11 protein-coding genes, 1 tRNA gene and 2 riboswitches are annotated in these 14,868 nt (G+C 61.5%); all 12 genes read left to right on the forward strand.

The features are described from left to right. Positions 1–83 precede the first annotated feature (83 nt). The 12 genes from KIK84_RS13990 to KIK84_RS14045 all read left to right on the forward strand — a co-directional run bounded on the left by KIK84_RS13990 (position 84) and on the right by KIK84_RS14045 (position 14,845). Complete coding sequence (locus KIK84_RS13990) at positions 84–1,097, forward strand: LLM class flavin-dependent oxidoreductase (RefSeq protein WP_214123716.1); 1,014 nt, start codon at positions 84–86, stop codon at positions 1,095–1,097. Between the two features lie 33 nt (positions 1,098–1,130). Beyond that, positions 1,131–1,207 (forward strand) — tRNA-Val (locus tag KIK84_RS13995). A gap of 114 nt (positions 1,208–1,321) precedes the next feature. Next, the gene (gene phaR / locus KIK84_RS14000) at positions 1,322–1,777 is read left to right on the forward strand and encodes a polyhydroxyalkanoate synthesis repressor PhaR (protein WP_214123717.1); all 456 of its coding nucleotides are present in this window, start codon (positions 1,322–1,324) and stop codon (positions 1,775–1,777) included. A 26-nt stretch (positions 1,778–1,803) separates the two neighbouring features. Beyond that, positions 1,804–3,198: a 30S ribosomal protein S12 methylthiotransferase RimO gene (gene rimO, locus KIK84_RS14005; protein WP_214123718.1), complete on the forward strand. Its 1,395-nt coding sequence runs from the start codon at positions 1,804–1,806 to the stop codon at positions 3,196–3,198. A 28-nt stretch (positions 3,199–3,226) separates the two neighbouring features. Next, complete coding sequence (locus KIK84_RS14010; protein WP_214123719.1) at positions 3,227–4,912, forward strand: electron transfer flavoprotein-ubiquinone oxidoreductase; 1,686 nt, start codon at positions 3,227–3,229, stop codon at positions 4,910–4,912. After that, entirely contained in the window at positions 4,912–5,589 is a 678-nt protein-coding gene (locus tag KIK84_RS14015; protein WP_214123720.1) for a nucleoside/nucleotide kinase family protein, read from the forward strand. Before KIK84_RS14010 ends, KIK84_RS14015 begins: the two co-directional genes overlap by 1 nt. A gap of 73 nt (positions 5,590–5,662) precedes the next feature. Continuing rightward, positions 5,663–5,784: riboswitch (glycine riboswitch) on the forward strand. 20 nt (positions 5,785–5,804) lie between these two features. Then, positions 5,805–5,921, forward strand: a riboswitch (glycine riboswitch). Between the two features lie 51 nt (positions 5,922–5,972). Then, positions 5,973–7,115: a glycine cleavage system aminomethyltransferase GcvT gene (gene gcvT, locus KIK84_RS14020; RefSeq protein WP_214123721.1), complete on the forward strand. Its 1,143-nt coding sequence runs from the start codon at positions 5,973–5,975 to the stop codon at positions 7,113–7,115. Positions 7,116–7,197: 82 nt separating this feature from the next. Next, positions 7,198–7,569, forward strand: coding sequence for a glycine cleavage system protein GcvH (gcvH, locus tag KIK84_RS14025; protein WP_214123722.1), 372 nt, complete (start codon positions 7,198–7,200; stop codon positions 7,567–7,569). 60 nt (positions 7,570–7,629) lie between these two features. Further along, entirely contained in the window at positions 7,630–10,560 is a 2,931-nt protein-coding gene (gene gcvP / locus KIK84_RS14030) for an aminomethyl-transferring glycine dehydrogenase (RefSeq protein WP_214123723.1), read from the forward strand. Between the two features lie 32 nt (positions 10,561–10,592). Then, positions 10,593–11,981: an L-serine ammonia-lyase gene (locus tag KIK84_RS14035; protein ID WP_214123724.1), complete on the forward strand. Its 1,389-nt coding sequence runs from the start codon at positions 10,593–10,595 to the stop codon at positions 11,979–11,981. 24 nt (positions 11,982–12,005) lie between these two features. Further along, positions 12,006–12,389: a response regulator gene (locus KIK84_RS14040; protein WP_214123725.1), complete on the forward strand. Its 384-nt coding sequence runs from the start codon at positions 12,006–12,008 to the stop codon at positions 12,387–12,389. Between the two features lie 161 nt (positions 12,390–12,550). Beyond that, a complete protein-coding gene (locus tag KIK84_RS14045; RefSeq protein WP_214123726.1) occupies positions 12,551–14,845 on the forward strand; it encodes a methyl-accepting chemotaxis protein in 2,295 nt (764 codons plus the stop codon). The last annotated feature ends 23 nt before the right edge of the window (positions 14,846–14,868 follow it).

Genomic DNA, 14,868 nt, shown 5'->3' on the forward strand with positions numbered 1-14,868 from the left:
CTCTTAGCAGAGGGAGCATGGGTGCAAACCGATTGGAATCGATTAACTCGCAATCATGCACTAACACCCCGACAATCCCGGACATGAAAGCATTGCACGATACCAAACTCTCCATGCTCGATCTGGTAGCCGTGCGCGAGGGCGGCACGGTGGCCGACGCACTGGCGCTGGCCACCCAAACCGCGCAGCATGTGGAGCAGCTGGGTTTTAGCCGCTACTGGCTGGCCGAGCACCACAACATGCGCAGCATTGCCAGCTCGGCCACGGCCGTGCTCATCGGCCACATCGCGGGCCACACGAAAAGCATCCGTGTGGGTTCGGGCGGCATCATGCTGCCCAACCATGCACCACTGGTGGTGGCCGAAGCCTTTGGCACACTGGCCGAGTTGTACCTAGGACGTATTGATCTGGGCCTTGGCCGCGCCCCGGGCACCGACCCCCACACCATGCGCGCCCTGCGCCGCAACCGCGTGGAGACCGAGGAAGACTTCCCGCGCGAGGTGGCCGAACTGCAGCAGCTTCTGGCCCCCGCGCAAGAAGGCCAGCGCCTCATTGCCAACCCCGGCGCGGGCACGCAGGTGCCCATCTGGCTCTTGGGTTCCAGCCTGTTCTCAGCCCAGCTGGCTGCGCAGCGCGGTTTGCCCTATGCCTTTGCCTCGCACTTCGCACCGCGCCTGATGATGCAGGCCATAGAGCTCTACCGCAGCACATTCCAGGCCTCGGCCACGCTGGCCAAGCCCTACGTGGTGATTGGCGTGCCCTTGGTGGCTGCGCCCAGTGACGAAGAGGCCGAGTACCTGGCCAGCAGCATTTACCAGCGCGTCTTGGGCATCATCACGGGCGACCGCAAGCTGCTGCAGGCACCGGTGAAGGACTTTATGGCCACCCTGCATCCGCAAGAGCGCGCAGCCATTGAAGACTTTCTTGCCCTGGCCGTGATCGGTGGGCCAGACAAGGTACGCAGCGATTTAAAGACCTTGGCCGAGGCCACCGAAGCGGACGAATTCATGCTCGTCTGCGATGTGTTCGAGCCGCGCTGGCGGCTACGGTCGCTGGAAATTGCGGCGCACGCGATGAGGGCTGGCCAAGCTGCCTGATTTGCTGCTATACTCGCAGTCTCGAACAAACACAGGCGCGTAGCTCAGCTGGTTAGAGCACCACCTTGACATGGTGGGGGTCGTTGGTTCGAGTCCAATCGCGCCTACCAAATACAAAAGCACCCTTCGGCAACGACGGGTGCTTTTTTCTTTGCCGCTCTGTTATCCCTACAATCTCGGCCACCATTTCGCCACTTTCAGGCGCCTTCGCGCCCGCTTGAACCATGCCCCAAAACACCACTGGTACCCAGGCTAGCGCCCAGCGCGTTATCAAAAAATACCCCAACCGCCGCCTGTACGACACGGCCACGTCCACCTACATCACGCTCAGTGATATCAAGCAACTGGTGATGGAGCATGCCCAATTTGCAGTGGTCGATGCCAAAACCGGCGAAGACATCACGCGCAGCATCTTGCTGCAAATCATTTTGGAAGAAGAAGCCAATGGCTCGCCCATGTTCACCACGCCAGTGTTAGCCAGCATCATTCGCTTTTATGGCCACGCCATGCAAAGCATGATGGGTGGCTATCTGGAGAAGAACATGCAAATGCTCATGGACATGCAAAAGCAAAACCCCATGGTGCAAGGCATGATGGGTAACAACCTCTTCCAACAAATGCAAGAAAACCTGCACAAACAAACCGAGCAGTTTTTCAACAGCATGGGCATCAAACGCTGAGCGTGCACTCGTTTTTCTGACATCGTATGACTACCACCGACACCCCCACCCAAGCCGCCCCCAAAGTAGGTTTTGTGAGCCTGGGCTGCCCCAAGGCGCTGACTGACTCTGAGCTGATCCTCACGCAACTGAGCGCCGAGGGCTACCAAACCTCCAAGACCTTCCAAGGCGCGGACTTGGTCATCGTCAACACCTGCGGCTTCATTGACGATGCCGTCAAGGAAAGCCTGGACACCATTGGCGAAGCGCTGGCCGAGAACGGCAAAGTCATCGTCACCGGTTGCTTGGGTGCCAAGGCAGGTCAGAGCGGTGGCAACCTGGTGCGCGAAATGCACCCCAGCGTGCTGGCCGTGACCGGCCCCCACGCCACGCAAGAAGTGATGGACGCGGTGCACACCCACCTGCCCAAACCGCACGACCCGTTCCTAGACTTGGTGCCCGGTGCCTTTGGCGAAGCGGGCCTCAAGCTCACGCCCAAGCACTACGCCTACCTCAAGATCAGCGAAGGGTGCAACCACCACTGCACCTTCTGCATCATCCCCAGCATGCGCGGCAAGCTGGTGTCACGCCCCATTGGCGATGTGCTCAAAGAAGCGCGCGCCCTGTTTGAAGGCGGCGTCAAAGAGTTGCTGGTCATCAGCCAAGACACCTCGGCCTACGGCGTGGATGTGCAGTACCGCACGGGCTTTTGGGATGGCCGCCCGGTCAAAACCCGCATGCTCGAACTGGTGCAGGCCCTGGCTGACCTGGCTGAGCCGTTTGGCTCCTGGGTGCGCCTGCACTACGTCTACCCCTACCCGAGCGTGGACGAGATCGTGCCACTGATGGCCAGTGGCCGCGTGCTGCCTTACCTCGACGTGCCGCTGCAGCACAGCCACCCCGACGTGCTGCGCCGCATGAAGCGCCCTGCCAGCGGTGAAAAAAACCTCGAGCGCATCCTGCGCTGGCGCGAGGCCTGTCCGGAGCTGGTGATCCGCAGCACCTTCATCGCCGGTTTCCCCGGGGAAACCGAGGCCGAGTTCGAGCACCTGCTGCAATTTGTGCAAGAAGCCCAACTCGACCGCGTGGGCTGCTTTGCCTACAGCCCAGTGGCAGGCGCTACCGCCAACGAGCTGCCTGACCAACTGCCCGCCGAACTGCGCGAAGAACGCCGCGCCCGCTTCATGGAAGTGGCCGAAGCCGTGTCCACCGCCCGCCTGCAGCAGCGCGTGGGTGCCACTATGCAAGTGTTGGTGGATTCGGCCCCCAATATGGGCCGCCGTGGCGGTGTGGGCCGCAGCTATGGCGACGCCCCCGAGATCGACGGAGTGGTTAGGTTGCTGCCTCCAGAAAAAATCAGCAAAACTCTGAAAGTTGGCGAATTCACCAAGGCCCGCATCGTGGGAACCGAAGGCCACGACTTGGTAGCCCAACCGTTCTGATAAATCCAATATTTCGAGGCAGACACCTATGACCCCCGCAGAGATCTTGGCCCAGTTTGGCCCCCGTGAATCCATGGAATACGACGTCGTCATCGTTGGTGGCGGCCCCGCTGGCTTGTCCACCGCGATACGCCTGAAGCAGCAAGCCCAAGCCGCAGGCCAAGACATTTCGGTGGTGGTGCTGGAAAAAGGCTCCGAGCCCGGCGCGCACATCCTGTCCGGCGCGGTCATGGATCCGCGGGCTATTACCGAGCTGTTCCCCAACTGGCAAGAACTGGGTGCGCCGCTGAACCAAGCGGTGTCGGGCGATGATGTGCTGTTTCTGTCCGAAACCAGCGCCACCCGCACGCCCGACTGGCTGGTGCCGCGCAACTTTCACAACCACGGCTGCTATGTGGTGTCGCTCTCCAACGTGGTGAAGTGGCTGGCCCAGCAAGCGGAAAACCTGGGCGTGGAAATTTTTCCCGGCTTTAGCGCTGCCGAAGTGCTGTACGACGAGCAAGGCCACGTCAAAGGCGTCGCCACGGGCAATCTGGGCATTGGCAAAGACGGCGAGCCGACCGACAACTTCCAGCTCGGCATGGAACTGCTGGGCAAATACACCGTGTTCGCCGAAGGCGCACGCGGCCACTTGGGCAAGCAACTGCTGGCGAAGTACAAGCTGGCTGAGGGCAAAGACCCGCAAAGTTTTGCCATCGGCATCAAAGAACTGTGGGAAATCCCGGCCGACAAAGCCCAACCCGGCAAGGTGGTGCACACCGCAGGCTGGCCCATGGCGGACGACACCTTTGGCGGCGGCTTCCTCTACCACTTGGAGGGCAACAAGGTCACGCTGGGCTTTGTGATCGGACTGGACTACAGCAACCCGCACCTGAGCCCGTTTGAGGAAATGCAGCGCTGGAAGACGCATCCCGCCATCCGCGCCCACATCGACGGCGGCAAGCGCATTGGCTATGGCGCGCGCGCCATCAACAACGGCACGCCCCAAGCCCTGCCCAAGACGGTGTTCCCCGGTGGCTGCTTGGTGGGCTGCGACGCGGGTTACCTGAACGCCGCCCGCATCAAGGGCAGCCATGCTGCCATCAAGAGCGGCATGCTGGCTGCTGAGGCCATTGCCAGCGCCTTGGCCGAGGGGCGCGCGCACGACGAACTGAGCGCCTACCCCGCAGCCTTTGAAGCCAGTTGGCTCAACGAAGAGCTACAACAAAGCCGCAACTTCAAACTCTGGTTCAAGAAGAGCCCCTTGCTGGGCAAGCTCATGGCCGGGGTGGAGCAATGGCTACTGCCCAAGCTGGGCGTGACCAATCCCCCCTGGACGCTGCACGCCAGCGAGCCCGATCACGTCAAGCTCAAGCCTGCCAAGGACTGTCAACCCATCACCTACCCCAAGCCCGATGGCAAGCTGACTTTTGACCGCCTCTCCAGCGTGTTCATCAGCAACACCAACCACGAAGAAAACCAGCCTGCGCACCTGACGCTCCAAGACGCCTCCGTGCCCGTGGCCATCAACCTGGCCCAATTTGGCGGGCCCGAGAGCCGCTACTGCCCCGCTGGTGTGTACGAGTTCGTGAAGAACGACGACGGCAGTGACCGCCTGCAGATCAACGCGCAAAACTGCGTGCACTGCAAGACCTGCGACATCAAAGATCCGACACAAAACATCAACTGGGTGACCCCCGAAGGCGGTGGCGGCCCCAACTACGCGGGCATGTGATGCCCGCGCCCCACTCCGCCGCACTGGATGCAGGGCTGCTGCAAGCCCTGCGGCTGCTGGGCAACGGGCCACGGCGCTTGCTGGGCATCGTGGGGCCACCGGGTGCGGGCAAGTCCACCTTGGCCGAACTGGTGTGCGCCACGCTCAACACAGCCCACGCCCACCCACTCGCTCAACTGCTGCCCATGGATGGCTTTCACCTAGCGCAGAGCGAGCTAGAACGCTTGGGCCGTGCCCAGCGCAAAGGCGCGCCAGACACCTTTGACGCCAGCGGCTACGCAGCCCTGCTGCAGCGCTTGCGCCAGCAAGCGCCCAGCGAGGTGGTCTACGCCCCCGACTTTCGCCGCCCGCTGGACGAACCCATTGCCAACGCGCTGCCGCTGTGGGGCACCACCCCTTTGGTCGTGACAGAAGGCAACTACCTGCTGCTGGCCGAGGATGGGTGGGCCCCGGTCGCCCAGTGGCTGGATGAGGTGTGGTACCTAGAGGTCGATGCCGCCATACGCTTAGAGCAACTGGCGCAGCGCCACCAGCGCTTTGGCCGCACGCGCCAAGAGGCGCTGGACTGGATTGCCAGCACCGACGAACCCAATGCCAGGCGCATAGAAGCCACCGCCGTACGTGCCCACCGCACGGTGCTGTGGGATGCCGCTGCGGGCCTGTATCGGCTGCGCTAAGAGCGCCAACACCAGGGAAAAGCCCGCACCCACTGCGCCAACCTGCTCGGGTGGCTGGGCTGCCGCTACAATCGCGGCTTCGTCAGGAGAGAGCCGCCGCCCCAGCTTCAAGCCAAGCGGGTTGCGTGGCCGCCGAAGGCGCAGGGTGCTGATCGCAGCGCCCAAACGCTCAGGCAAAAGGACTGGCAAACGCAGCAGCGGCGCAAGCCCTTACTGCGCTCCCCTCTGGAGAGAGGTTTCCAACGCGAAACCCACCGAAGGAGCAAGCCCACAAGCCCCGCACCACGCTGGGCCGGGTGAATCTCTCAGGTAAAGCGGACAGTGGGGCCGTCCATGGCATCGGTTTTTGCCATGGAATGTTTGCCCTATTTCTGGAGTCCGCCATGACCGCCGCCGCTTTGCTACAAACCCCTTTGCACGCCCTGCACCTGGAGCTGGGTGCCCGCATGGTGCCTTTTGCAGGCTATTCCATGCCCGTGCAATACCCCGCTGGCTTGATGGCCGAACACCACCACACCCGCCAAGCGGCAGGCCTGTTTGACGTGTCGCACATGGGCCAGCTGCGCATCAGCGGAGCCGACGCCGCCGCCGCTATGGAAAGCCTGATGCCCGTGGACGTGATCGACCTGCCCGTGGGCAAGCAGCGCTACGGCCTGCTGCTGACCGACGAGGGCACCATCATCGACGACCTGATGTTCTTTCGCGAGTCTGCCGATAGCTTCTTTGTGGTGGTCAACGGCGCATGCAAGGCGGGCGACATCGCCCACATGCAAGCGCGCATCGGCCAGCGCTGCACCCTCACTCCCCTGCCCGAGCAAGCGCTGCTGGCCTTGCAAGGCCCGCAAGCCGTGGCCGCGCTGAGCCGCCTCGTACCCGGGGTAGAAAAACTGGTCTTCATGACGGGTGGCACATTCAACTGGAACGGCACCAACCTGTTCATCACCCGCAGCGGCTACACCGGGGAAGACGGGGTGGAAATCTCCGTCCACCAAGCCCACGCCGACGCATTGGCCCGCGCCCTCTTGGCCCAGCCCGAGGTCAAAGCCATTGGCTTGGGTGCCCGCAACTCGCTGCGCCTAGAGGCAGGTCTGTGCCTGTACGGCAACGACATCGACACCACCACCACCCCGGTGGAGGCCAACCTGCTGTGGGCCATGCAAAAGGTGCGCCGCGCCGGGGGGGCCCGCGAAGGCGGCTTTCCTGGTGCTACAAAAATCATAGCTGCACTAGCAGATGCAGCAAGCTCTACAGGCCAAAACACCTCCAAAGTGCGGGTGGGCCTGGTAGCGCTGGAGCGCGTACCGGTGCGCGAACATGTGGAACTGCACAGCGCGCAAGGCGAACGCATTGGCGAAGTGACCAGCGGCCTCTTGGCCCCCACAGCCGACCAGCCTATTGCCATGGGCTATGTGCCCCGCAGCCACAGCGCCGTGGGCACCCGTGTGCTGGCCATGGTGCGCGGCAAGGCTGTGCCCATGGAGGTGCGCCCCATGCCCTTTGTGCCCAACCGCTACTACCGCGGCTAAACAGCCGCTACAGTGCCAGCCAGTGACTTGGCTGGTTGCTTGAACCGTTTTTCTTTTTGACCTGATTAACCGGAGTTTTTTCATGAGCCTCAAATACACCCCCGACCACGAATGGATCTTGGTAGAAGGCGACATCGCCACTGTGGGCATCACCCACCATGCGCAAGACGCGCTGGGCGACGTGGTGTTTGTCGATTTGCCCGAAGTGGGCGCCAGCATTGACGCCAAGGCCGTGGCCGGCGTGGTCGAGTCCGTCAAGGCCGCTGCTGACGTGTACATGCCCGTGAGTGGCACCGTGACCGAAGTGAACGAAGCCCTGCGCGCCGACCCTGCTTTGGCCAACAGCGACCCACTGGGTGCGGGCTGGTTCTTCAAGGTGCAACTGTCCAACCCCGCCGAACTGGACGGCCTGATGGACAAGACCAGCTACGACAGCTTCGCGGCCAATAACTAACCGCACTGAGCCTCGACCCCGCTACCAGCCCCTAGCCCTTTTTGCCGCCGTTCAAGCACCATGTCCAATCCTGTCACCCTTGACCAGCTGGAAAACGCCAGCGAGTTCCACGCCCGCCACATTGGCATCAGCGCTGCCGACGAAGCCGCCATGCTGGCCGCCATCGGCGCGCCCAGCCGCGAGGCCCTGATCGCCAGCATCGTGCCCGAATCCATCCACCGCCACGACCGCATGCCCATCCCCGAGGCGGTGACCGAAGCGGCCGCGCTGGCCGAGCTCAAGGCCATTGCCAGCAAAAACCAAGTGCTCAAGAGCTTTATTGGCCAAGGCTACTACGGCACGCACACCCCCGGCGTCATCTTGCGCAACATCTTGGAAAACCCCGCTTGGTACACCGCTTACACGCCCTATCAGGCCGAGATTTCCCAAGGCCGCATGGAAGCGCTGGTGAACTTCCAGACCATGGTGTGCGACCTGACGGGCATGCCCATTGCCAACGCCAGCATGCTGGACGAGGCCACGGCTGCGGCCGAAGCCATGACGCTGGCCAAGCGCTCAGTCAAGGCCAAGGGCAACGTGTTCATCGTCAGCGGCGACTGCCACCCCCAAAGCATTGAAGTGGTGCAAACCCGCGCCAAGCCGCTGGGCATCACCGTCAAAGTGATTCGTGGCTCTGACGAGTGGCTGGCCGCGATTGCTGCGGACGACTACTTTGCCGCCTTGCAGCAATACCCCGGCAGCAGCGGCTGGTTGGCCGACTGGCAAGCCAGCGCCGACCTGATTCACAGCAAGGGCGCAGCCTTGATTTTGGCGGCCGACTTGCTGGCGCTGACCCTCATCAAAGCGCCCGGCGAGATGGGTGCCGACATCGTGGTGGGCACCACCCAGCGCTTTGGCATGCCCATGGGCAACGGCGGCCCGCACGCCGCCTACATGGCCTGCCGCGACGAGTACAAACGCTCCATGCCCGGCCGCTTGGTGGGCGTGAGTGTGGACGCACACGGCAACCCGGCCTACCGCTTGGCGCTGCAAACACGCGAGCAGCACATTCGCCGCGAAAAGGCCACCAGCAACATCTGCACCGCGCAGGTACTGCCCGCCGTCATCGCCAGCATGTACGCCGTCTACCACGGCCCCGAGGGCTTGAAGCGCATCGCCCAGCGCGTGGCACGCTACACCGCCATTTTGGCCGCAGGCTTGCAGCAACTGGGCGTGAAGCTGCTGCACAGCAGCGCGTTTGACACCGTGACCGTGGACTGTGGCAGCGAAGCCGCTGCCAACGCCGTGCATGCCCAGGCGGTGGCTGCGGGCGTGAACCTGCGCCGCTTTGCCGGTGGCCGTACGGCCATGGTGGGCATCAGTCTGGACGAAACCACCAGCCGCGACGACATCGCCCAACTGTGGGCTTTGCTGGCTGGCGTGGGCACGAACACAACCCTGCCCAGCGTGGCGCAACTGGCTGACAGCGCCATCAGCCTGATCCCTGTGGAACTGCTGCGCACCAGCAGCTACCTGTCGCACCCGGTGTTCAACACCCACCACAGCGAAACGGCCATGCTGCGCTACATCCGCCAACTGTCAGACAAAGACTTGGCACTGGACCGCAGCATGATCCCGCTGGGCTCTTGCACCATGAAGCTGAACGCGACCAGCGAGATGATTCCCATCACCTGGCCCGAGTTCGCCCACATCCACCCCTTCTGCCCTGCCGAGCAGCGTGCTGGCTACACCGTGCTGGACGAGCAGTTGCGGGCTTGGCTGTGCGCTGCCACCGGCTACGCGGGCATCAGCCTGCAGCCCAACGCGGGCAGCCAAGGCGAGTACGCAGGCCTGCTGGCCATTAAGGGCTGGCACGACAGCCGTGGCCAAGGTCACCGCAATATTTGCCTCATCCCATCGAGCGCGCACGGCACCAACCCGGCCAGCGCCCAGATGGTGGGCATGCAGGTGGTAGTGACCCAATGCGACTCCAACGGCAACGTGGACATGGCCGACCTGCAAGCCAAGTGCGAACAGCACAGCGCCAACTTGGCCGCGGTGATGATCACCTACCCCAGCACGCACGGCGTGTTCGAAACCACCGTCAAAGAGCTGTGCGCCTTGGTGCACCAGCACGGTGGCCGTGTGTACGTGGACGGCGCCAACATGAACGCGCTGGTGGGCGTGGCTGCACCCGGCCAGTTTGGCGGCGATGTGAGCCACCTGAACCTGCACAAGACCTTCTGCATTCCCCACGGCGGTGGCGGCCCCGGTGTCGGCCCCGTGTGCGTGGTGGAGGACTTGGTGCCCTTCTTGCCCGGCCATGCGGCAGCAGGTGCGGTGAGCAGCGCCACCCCCGCAGTGTCCAGCGTGGGGGCTATTTCAGCAGCGCCCTTGGGCAACGCCGCTGTGCTGCCCATTAGCTGGATGTACATCCGCATGATGGGCCCCGACGGCCTGCGCGCGGCCACCGAGACCGCCATCTTGTCGGCCAACTACATCAGCGCCCGCTTGCGCGAGCACTTCCCCACGCTGTACGCGTCCAGCAATGGCCGCGTGGCGCACGAGTGCATTTTGGATTTGCGCCACTTCAAGGACAGCTGCGGCGTGATGGCCGAGGACGTGGCCAAGCGCCTGATGGACTATGGCTTTCACGCGCCCACCCTGTCCTTCCCGGTGCCCAACACGCTGATGGTGGAGCCCACCGAGAGCGAGACCAAGTACGAGTTAGATCGCTTCATCGCCGCCATGGTGGCCATCCGCGGCGAAATCGCCCAGGTGGAAGCGGGCCAGTGGAGCCAAGAGGACAACCCGCTCAAGGCTGCGCCGCACACGGCAGCCGCCGTGATTGGCAGCTACTGGAAGCACGCCTACAGCCGCGAGCTGGCCGCCTTCCCGGTCGCTGGCCTCAAAGCCAACAAGTACTGGCCCACAGTGGGCCGTGTGGACAACGTGTACGGTGACCGCAACCTGTTCTGCAGCTGCGTGCCCGTGAGCGAATTGGCCGAGTAAACACAACCAGCAGCACAGAAAGCGGCAGCACCATGGCGGTTTCGGTATTTGACTTGTTCAAGATTGGCATTGGCCCCAGCAGTTCGCACACCGTGGGGCCGATGCGGGCCGCACGCCAGTTTGTCGGCAAGCTGCAGCAAACCGGTGAACTGGCCCGCGTGCAGACCGTGCGCTGCTGGCTGCACGGCTCGCTGGGTGCCACGGGCAAGGGCCACGCCAGCGATGTGGCGGTGCTGCTGGGCCTGTGTGGCCACGAGCCCGATACCGTGGAGGTGGACACCATCGCCCCCACGCTGGAGCAGATTCGCACCGACAAACGCATCGCCCTCATGGGCGAGCACAGCGTGGCCTTCAATGCCAAGGAGGATTTGCTCTTCATGCGTGCACCGCTGCCCTTTCATGCCAATGGCATGCGCTTGGTGGCCTATGACGCAGCAGGGCAAGAACTGAGCAACCGGGTGTTTTACTCGGTGGGCGGTGGCTTTATCGTCACCGAAGAGGCGGCAGCCGATGGCAGCCGCCACAAGACCATTGCCCCGGACACCACGGTGCTGCCGCTGCCGTTTTCCACTGGCGAGCAACTGCTGGCGCTGTGCCAAGCGCACAACCTGAGCATTGCCCAGGTGATGCGGCGCAACGAACACCACTGGCGCAGCGATGCCGACATTGACAGCGGACTGCAGCGTATATGGCAAGTGATGCAAGACTGCGTGCGCCGAGGCTGCCAAACGCAAGGCCTATTGCCCGGCGGTTTCAAGGTCAAACGCCGCGCGCCCGAGCTGCACCAAGCTTTGTGCAGCAACCCCGAAGCCGCGCTGAAAGACCCGCTGCAGGTGCTCGATTGGGTCAACCTGTACGCCTTGGCAGTGAATGAAGAAAACGCTGCGGGCGGGCGCGTGGTCACTGCGCCCACCAACGGAGCGGCGGGCATTATTCCGGCCGTGCTGCACTACTACACGCGCTTTTGCCCCGGTGCCAGTGCAGCGGGTGTGGTGGACTTTTTGCTCACCGCAGCGGCCATCGGCATTCTCTACAAAGAAAACGCCAGCATCAGCGGAGCGGAAGTGGGCTGCCAAGGTGAAGTGGGCGTGGCCTGCAGCATGGCAGCAGGCGCGCTGTGCGCGGTCATGGGAGGCACACCCCAACAGGTGGAGAACGCCGCCGAGATTGGCATGGAGCACCACCTGGGCCTGACCTGCGACCCGGTGGGCGGCTTAGTCCAGATACCCTGCATTGAGCGCAATGCGATAGCATCGGTCAAAGCCATCAACGCAGCACGCATGGCCTTGCGCGGCGATGGCACCCACTTTGTCAGCCTGGACAAAGTGATCAAAACCATGCGGGAGACTGGAGCCGATATGAAAACCAAGTACAAGGAAACCGCGCGCGGCGGCTTGGCCGTCAACATTGTGGAGTGCTAAGGCCTCCCGCACGCAGCACCGACCATGGGCAAGAAACTGCATGTCCTGTTGGCAGAGGACAACCTCATCAACCAGCGCTTGATCACCGGCTTGCTCAAGCAATTGGGGCACACCGGCATGGTGGTTCCCAATGGGCAAGAGGTGTTGCGTTGCTTGGAGCAACACCGTTTCGATGTCCTGCTGCTGGACAATATGATGCCCCTTATGGATGGGTTAACTACCCTTAAACACCTGCGCGAACGGGAAAGATCTGCTCGCACTCGGCTGCAGGTCATTGTGGTGACTGCCGATGATGACCCGCAGTGCCAAGCGGAGTTCATGCATGCAGGGGCTGATGACTTCTTGATCAAGCCTGTTCAATTACACAGCTTGCAGCAGGCGCTAGACAAAACCCAACAGCGCGCATAAAGCCCAACCATTGCTTGCAGTTTGTTGCAGCAAACGCTAAGCACTAACGCTAGGATCAACCGAACATTTCTTGGCAGATAGGATTCGGGGGGACATGCGTGACGCGGCCAATCCAAGTAAGAAAAAAAGTACCAAGATGGTTAAAACCAGCCGTAAGTTTGATGAATCGGCTACGCATGTCGCACAAGCTGGTACTGGTCGTGGGTTTGGTGCTGATTCCATTGGCCATTACCAGCAGCATTTTGTTTGCGCGCAACTTGGAGCAGTACCACTTCACGCATCTGGAAATGAAGGGCGTACATGCATCGATTGATGTGATGCACACCATCACCATGCTGCAAAAAAAACGCTTGCAGCAAATAACCCACGGCGATCCGCAACTGCCTTCTGATGGGTTCAGCACGCCCCCTCTATCACCCACCTTGGCCCGCATTGACGATGTACTGCAGCGCAATGACTGGCCGGGGGCTCGCCAAGCGTTTGCCACCATCCAACCCAAGGTGGTGCAACTGCTCGGTGAAGGCAGCAACGAAGACTTCCAAGCCTACTCGGCAACGATTGCCAAGCTCAACCAGTTGATAGGGCTGGTGGCAGAGGAGTCTGGGCTGATTCTGGACCCGACCATGGAGAGTTATTTGCTGCAAAACCTGCAGCTGTCACTGGCCCCGCCCTTGGTGGAAGGCTTGAGTCAATCGCGCTTGACTTTAGCGAGGTGGGTACTGAACAAGCTAGACACCCCTCAAGCGGAAAGCCTGCTGCAGCAAAAAAGCCTGCAAACCGCGGTGTGGCACGAGCAAATGGTGCAGGCCGTGCAAACACGGGTTAAATATGTGCCCGGTGTGTCCCTTGCCGCTATAGAGCCCCACTTCCAAGCCTTAGAAAAATACCTGCAAGCGCTACACACCCCTCTGAGCAGCAAAGAACATGCACTCGCTCTGTTCCAACAAAGCCTGCCCTTGCTTGCCCAAACACGCGAATACAACCAAGGGGGGAACAAACGGTTGCTCAATACCCTGGAGCAAAGGGCCAACCAAGAAATGCGCCAACTGACCACCACTGGCCTCATCAGCATCCTGTGCATCGCCATAGCGGCATACCTGATGATGGGGTATTGGATCGCTACCGTGCGCAGCGTGCAGCAACTTGAGGCCGCACTCAAGATGGGCAGTGAGGGGGATTTGACCTATCGGGTGCAGGCCGAAGGAGAGGATGAGATGGCCCGCATCAGCCAGTATTTGGAATCCATGCTGGAAAGTCTGTCGGGTTTGGTCGCCGATGTGCGCAGTGCTACCAACTTGGTCAGTGATGTAGGCATGCAACTGGTACAAGACAGCCAGTTGCTCTCCGAACGCACCCAAAGCCAAGCTATCAGTTTGGAGCATGCCACCAGCAACGTGAGCAAGGTCAGTGATACCGTAGCACGCAATTCCGAAGCAGCCCAAATGGTGAGCATGATGACGCAAAGCCTGCACGCAGAAGCACAGCATGCCAGCACACTCATGAACTCGGCCGTACAGGGCATGGATGGGGTGAAAAGCTCTTCAGACCGCATGAGCGAAATCATCACCAGCATCGACAACATTGCCTTCCAAACCAATTTGCTGGCGCTCAACGCGGCGGTAGAAGCTGCACGTGCCGGTGAGCAAGGGCGTGGTTTTGCAGTGGTGGCAGCTGAAGTACGTGGCCTGGCCAAACGCAGCCAAAGCGCTGCCAGCGAAGTACGCCAACTGATTGCCGATGCTTCCAGTCGCACAGGTGTGGCTGTACAGCAGATTCAGCAAGTAGGCAGCATGATGAATAGCTTGGCCACGGGTATCAGCGAGATTTCGCAAAACGTGCACTCCATGGCTGAGGGCAGCGTGCGGCAAAGCCAAGCTTTGGCCGAGGTGGTGAAAACCGTGACCAGTTTGGACCAAGTGACGGTAGATAACACGCAATTGGTAGACCGCACATCACACCGCTCCAATCGGCTCATCCAACGCTCACACGAGTTGGTGGATGCGGTCATGCACATCGGGCTGCGGCGTGGCACAGCCGATGAAGCCAAAGCCATGGCTGAAAAAGCGCAAGCTCACTTGCATGCAAACAGCCTGCACAGCGCCGCAACAGCCATGCACAACCCCACAGGGGAATTTCGCTACAAAGATTTGTATGTCTTTGCCATGGATCGTGAAGGGGTATTCCACATTTATGGCCAAGACAGTCAGCGAGTAGGCCAAACCGCATGGGACTTGCCAGGTTTGAATGGGGATGATTTGTTGGCCCAAGCATGGAACCGCTGCGACCTCAGCGGTGGAGGATGGGTCGAGTACGACATCATCGACTACCAGAGCAATACACTGCGCGGCAAGATTACTTACGTGCTGCCAGTGAATAACAATTTGCTGGTCGGGTGTGGTGCCTATCGCACCGGACTTCGCAGCCTGACAGCAGAAGAGGCCAGCGTCATCATCTAAGCGCCATTGGCACAAACAAGCAC

Origin of the sequence: Curvibacter sp. CHRR-16, assembly GCF_018474005.1 — a bacterium.
In the GTDB taxonomy this organism is placed as follows: Bacteria; Pseudomonadota; Gammaproteobacteria; order Burkholderiales; family Burkholderiaceae_C; genus Allorhodoferax.

Excerpts from the sequence above, each read along its gene's own strand:
- KIK84_RS13990 (WP_214123716.1), top strand. The coding sequence starts at position 84 with ATGAAAGCATTGCACGATACCAAACTCTCCATGCTCGATCTGGTAGCC.
- phaR (WP_214123717.1), top strand. The coding sequence starts at position 1,322 with ATGCCCCAAAACACCACTGGTACCCAGGCTAGCGCCCAGCGCGTTATC.
- rimO (WP_214123718.1), top strand. The coding sequence starts at position 1,804 with ATGACTACCACCGACACCCCCACCCAAGCCGCCCCCAAAGTAGGTTTT.
- KIK84_RS14010 (WP_214123719.1), top strand. The coding sequence starts at position 3,227 with ATGACCCCCGCAGAGATCTTGGCCCAGTTTGGCCCCCGTGAATCCATG.
- KIK84_RS14015 (WP_214123720.1), top strand. The coding sequence starts at position 4,912 with ATGCCCGCGCCCCACTCCGCCGCACTGGATGCAGGGCTGCTGCAAGCC.
- gcvT (WP_214123721.1), top strand. The coding sequence starts at position 5,973 with ATGACCGCCGCCGCTTTGCTACAAACCCCTTTGCACGCCCTGCACCTG.
- gcvH (WP_214123722.1), top strand. The coding sequence starts at position 7,198 with ATGAGCCTCAAATACACCCCCGACCACGAATGGATCTTGGTAGAAGGC.
- gcvP (WP_214123723.1), top strand. The coding sequence starts at position 7,630 with ATGTCCAATCCTGTCACCCTTGACCAGCTGGAAAACGCCAGCGAGTTC.
- KIK84_RS14035 (WP_214123724.1), top strand. The coding sequence starts at position 10,593 with ATGGCGGTTTCGGTATTTGACTTGTTCAAGATTGGCATTGGCCCCAGC.
- KIK84_RS14040 (WP_214123725.1), top strand. The coding sequence starts at position 12,006 with ATGGGCAAGAAACTGCATGTCCTGTTGGCAGAGGACAACCTCATCAAC.
- KIK84_RS14045 (WP_214123726.1), top strand. The coding sequence starts at position 12,551 with ATGAATCGGCTACGCATGTCGCACAAGCTGGTACTGGTCGTGGGTTTG.